Here is a 2,996-nt window from a genome sequence, read left to right on the forward strand (position 1 = left end):
CTAACGGAGGTATCCGCAACACGTTCGAAGCACGCGGATATACTGCTTGGGACGTCTCTTCACCGGCTTTCGTAGTAGACACCACCTTGTGTATCCCTACTATTTTCATCTCTTATACCGGCGAAGCATTAGATTATAAAACACCTTTGCTGAAAGCACTCGCAGCCGTTGATAAAGCAGCAACCGAAGTGTGTCAGTTGTTCGATAAAAACGTAACCCGCGTATTCACCAACTTAGGATGGGAACAGGAGTATTTTCTTGTCGACTCCTCTTTATATAATGCACGTCCGGATCTTTGCCTGACGGGACGTACGCTGATGGGGCACTCTTCGGCCAAAGACCAGCAGTTGGAAGATCATTATTTCGGTTCTATCCCCCCCCGCGTCACTGCATTTATGAAAGAGCTGGAAATAGAGTGCCATAAACTGGGAATTCCGGTAAAAACCCGTCACAATGAAGTTGCTCCCAATCAATTTGAATTAGCTCCTATTTTTGAAAACGCCAACCTCGCCAACGACCATAACCAACTCGTTATGGATTTGATGAAGCGCATTGCCCGTAAACATAACTTTGCCGTATTGCTACACGAGAAACCATATAGCGGAGTAAATGGATCGGGGAAACACAATAACTGGTCGCTCTGTACCGACACCGGCATTAATCTTTTTGCCCCGGGAAAGAATCCGAAAGGTAATATGCTTTTCCTCACTTTCCTGGTAAACGTATTAATGATGGTTTACAAAAATCAAGATTTGCTACGTGCTTCTATCATGAGCGCCGGCAACAGTCATCGTTTGGGTGCTAATGAAGCTCCTCCCGCTATTCTTTCTATTTTCCTGGGCAAACAGCTCTCTGCCACTTTGGACGAAATAGTACGCCAGGTAGGAAGCAGCAAAATGACACCGGAAGAAAAAACAACATTAAAATTAGGCATAGGGCGCATTCCGGAAATTTTACTGGACACCACAGACAGAAACCGTACTTCCCCGTTCGCTTTCACAGGAAACCGTTTTGAATTCCGTGCTGCAGGTTCCTCTTCCAACTGTGCTGCCGCCATGATCGCCATCAATGCCGCCATGGCCAATCAGTTGAACGAATTCCGTGCTTCTGTCGAAAAACTGATGGAAGAAGGAGTCGGCAAGGACGAAGCCATTTTCCGTTTGCTGAAAGAAACGATCATTGCTTCCGAACCGATCCGTTTCGAAGGTGACGGCTATTCGGAAGAATGGAAACAAGAAGCAGCCCGCCGTGGATTGAGCAATATCTGCCATGTGCCTGAAGCGTTGATGCATTACATGGATAACCAATCCAAATCGGTATTGATAGGCGAACGTATTTTCAACGAAACGGAACTGGCCTGCCGTCTGGAAGTAGAGCTGGAGAAATACACCATGAAAGTTCAGATAGAAAGCCGCGTATTGGGCGATCTGGCCATCAACCACATCGTTCCGATTGCCGTAATCTATCAAAACCGCTTATTGGAGAATTTAAGAGGACTGAAAGAAATATTCCCTCCGGAAGAATATGAAATCATGAGTGCCGACCGTAAAGAACTCATCAGAGAAATTTCACGCCGCGTCACTGCCATCAAGGTATTAGTCAGAGACATGACAGAAGCCCGCAAAGTGGCCAATCATAAAGATAATTTCCAGGAAAAGGCATTTGCCTATGAGGAAACCGTACGGCCTTATCTGGATAATATCCGCGATCATATCGATCATCTGGAAATGGAAATCGATGATGAAATATGGCCTCTGCCCAAATACAGGGAATTATTATTCACTAAATAACAGCCATATAGCGGAGCGGAACCTATCGCCCCCTTTATAAAAGTGTATACTTCCATTCATGAAAAGTATACACTTTTATGATACAAGAATATATACTTTCGCCATGTGAAAGTATACACTCCTGCCATCCGCATTTCGACACACAAAATCCACTTGTGTGCAATCTTTTTTTCATTTTGTTCTTTTTCTCATTTTTTCTTTCTACATTTGTGCTTTATAACACAGTTTTGCAGCACTTATGGTAAAGACAAACTTGTCAGACATAGATATCGCGGAAAAACTTTCCGATATGTGGGCTCCTTTGAATAACGAACAAAGAGAGTTCCTGGCGAACAATTTTACTCTACAAAATTATAAGAAGAACGAAGTTATTTATTGCGAAGGTGAAACGCCTACCCATCTAATGTGTCTCCTTAGCGGAAAAGTGAAAATATATAAGGAAGGAGTCGGAGGACGCAGCCAGATTATACGCATGATGAAGCCGACCGAATATTTTGCTTATCGTGCTTTTTTTGCCAAAGAAGATTTTGTAACCGCTGCAGCAGCTTTCGAACCATCTCTCGTGGGATTGGTGCCAATGAGTGCTATCATGACTTTAGTTACTCAAAACAATGACTTAGCTATGTTTTTTATCCGTCAGCTCTCTGTTGATTTAGGAATTGCAGATGAACGGACGGTAAACCTGACCCAAAAACATATTCGCGGCAGATTGGCAGAATCTCTCTTGTTCCTCAAAGAAAGTTACGGGCTTGAAGAAGACGGATCTACCTTAAGCATTTACCTCTCACGGGAAGACTTGGCAAACCTCTCCAACATGACGACCTCCAATGCTATCCGCACCTTATCAAACTTTGCAACTGAACGCCTTATCACAATCGACGGAAGGAAAATAAAAATCATTGATGAAGAAAAGCTGAAGAAGATCAGCAAAATAGGATAATTTTTTTATCTCAATTATATAACTTAACACACATTTAGTACCATGAAAAAAGGATTTTCCTTCTTTCTTTTGTCTCTCCTGTTCATCACCCCCGGATGCAAGGATTCAAAAGAAATCGTGAACGAGTACAACGTCGTTCCGTTGCCCAATCAGATGGTCCCCCAACAGGGACGGTTTGATTTGAATAAAAAAGTAAAGGTCATTACGACCGGTTGCTCACCGGAAGTACAATCGATTGCCGACAGTCTTATCAACCGACTGGCTAA

At 43.3% G+C, this 2,996-nt stretch carries 2 protein-coding genes and 1 pseudogene; all 3 read left to right on the forward strand.

The annotated features are described in order from the left end of the window. Positions 1–1,790 (forward strand): glutamine synthetase III family protein (locus QVP90_RS14055; RefSeq protein WP_288204580.1); only part of this gene is annotated, 1,790 nt, incomplete at its 5' end. 238 nt (positions 1,791–2,028) lie between these two features. After that, complete coding sequence (locus QVP90_RS14060) at positions 2,029–2,730, forward strand: Crp/Fnr family transcriptional regulator (RefSeq protein WP_005925051.1); 702 nt, start codon at positions 2,029–2,031, stop codon at positions 2,728–2,730. A 42-nt stretch (positions 2,731–2,772) separates the two neighbouring features. After that, positions 2,773–2,996, forward strand: a pseudogene (locus QVP90_RS14065) (hypothetical protein); the annotation flags it as partial.

It is taken from the genome of Bacteroides sp. CAG:189, assembly GCF_000432295.1.
Taxonomy (GTDB): Bacteria; Bacteroidota; Bacteroidia; order Bacteroidales; family Bacteroidaceae; genus Bacteroides; species Bacteroides salyersiae.